Consider the following 2091-nt stretch of genomic DNA (forward strand, 5'->3'; position numbering starts at 1 on the left):
TTATAAGAATTAAATTCTTAATAAAAAAGAACAGGATAACTGTTCAGACGAGCGGTAGGAATGAGGGAGTAACGACCTGAAACTACCCCAGTGAGATTCCCGACTGCATAATCTAGGCATAGATTGATGTGGAAAGCAGGGTAAAATATGCGAGCACCTTCCGAAGTGCCTGAAGAGGTAACCGAAAGCCATTAGGAGTAATAAACCTAATGGAACTGAAGAAGTTTCGTATGCTGTTAACCGACATGGTGAGAATGTGTAAACACTGACGAACTTGCGAATGTACGCTTCGATACACTAAGGGGTCAGAAATGACTCACAATCTGAAAATAAGATTTGCCTAACGGAAATTTAACATTTATCGTTTAAATTTCCTAACGTTGTTATAGGCAACGGAGCTAGGCACGGAGTAAAGCGAGCACCTAAATCGGAGGTCCTAGACCTTTAAACCAATAATAGTCTGAATGGAACGTCGAAAGCTACTAACGTGGAATGAAATTTCCGCCGGCAGGTGAAGTTGGATACGAAACGATTAATCGAGGGAAGTATCCTTAATAGTAGTGAAAGTAGTGGCACGACTGTTGATAGCTCTTGTAATGAGAGAAGGAGGAACAGCCACAAGTCTATGATAAGCGTAAGCTAAATTGCGTACTAGAGGAAACGGTATTTCACCAATCTGAAAACATGGATTCTGGTATGACTCAAAAGGTCGCCAACTCCAAAAGAGAGGTGATACACCATGAGTAAATCTACTGAGACCACGCCTAAGGACAAGAAACTCAGACACGCCGAATACTACGGTATGACGGATATGTTTGACGGACTGTACGAAAAAGCGAAACGAAAAGACAATTTCAATAAACTGATGCCAATCATCACATCTGACAACAACATCCTTCTTGCATATCGCAACATTAAGCGAAACAAGGGAAGTAAAACGTCGGCATGTGACAATGTAAACATCAAGGATATTGAAAAGTTGAGTCAACAAGATTTTCTAAATGAGGTTAAGACACGCTTTAAAGACTACCATCCAAAAATGGTTAGACGAAAGGAAATTCCTAAACCAAACGGGAAAATGAGACCTCTCGGTATTCCATCAATGTGGGATAGGATTATCCAGCAATGCATTTTACAAGTAATGGAGCCAATCTGCGAAGCACACTTCTGCGCGAGAAGTTACGGGTTTCGCCCTAACCGTAGTGCAGAACATGCCATGGCAGATGTCGTCAAGAAAGTAAATAGACAAAAATTGACCTTCGTCGTTGACGTGGACATTCAAGGGTTCTTTGATGAAGTGAATCATGTAAAGCTTAGACGCCAACTATGGACAATGGGATTTCATGATAAACAGCTTCTCGCAATTATCCAAAAGATGTTGAAAGCGCCAATTAAAATGCCTAATGGAAAAGTAGTATATCCTACAAAAGGTACACCACAAGGTGGCATCTTGAGTCCATTACTCGCCAACGTCAATCTCAATGAATTCGACTGGTGGGTCAGCGACCAATGGGAAACATTTAAAGCGCGAAACGTAAAAACATACATCAGAAAAGACGGATTAAGGGACAACGGTCATGTATATAAAGCCCTCCGTAGGTCTAACCTCAAACCAATGTTTATAGTGAGATACGCGGATGATTTTAAAATTTTTACAGACACACTAAGCAATGCTCGGAAAATATTCGAAGCAAGCAAAATGTGGCTAGAGGGAAGATTAAAACTTCCCATCTCAACGGAAAAGTCCAAAGTCACCAACCTTAAAAAGCAAGAAAGTGAATTCTTAGGATTTACTATCAAAGCTGTTAAAAAGGGGAAAGACGACAAAGGGCAAAAATGCGTTGCAATGACGCACATCGCACCGAAAGCATTGGAGAAAATCAAACTTGATTTAACCGAGCAAGTGAAAAAGATACAGAAAGTCCCAAACTCCATTGACGCAATAAAAGAAATCTACCGGTACAACAGCATTGTCATTGGCAAGCATAACTATTACCAAATAGCAACGCATGTCAGCCAAGATGTTCAAAAAATACAACATGACATCGACAAAGTGATGTACAATCGACTTCCCAAAGCGTCAAAACGGGG

1 protein-coding gene is annotated in these 2091 nt (G+C 40.7%); it reads left to right on the plus strand.

The features are described from left to right. Positions 1–739 precede the first annotated feature (739 nt). The coding region (ltrA, locus tag ATL10_RS30610; protein ID WP_110498370.1) for a group II intron reverse transcriptase/maturase at positions 740–2091 on the plus strand (1352 nt) is incomplete at its 3' end.

This window comes from Bacillus sp. 196mf (assembly GCF_003217275.1).
GTDB lineage: Bacteria > Bacillota > Bacilli > Bacillales > Bacillaceae_G > Bacillus_A > Bacillus_A thuringiensis_S.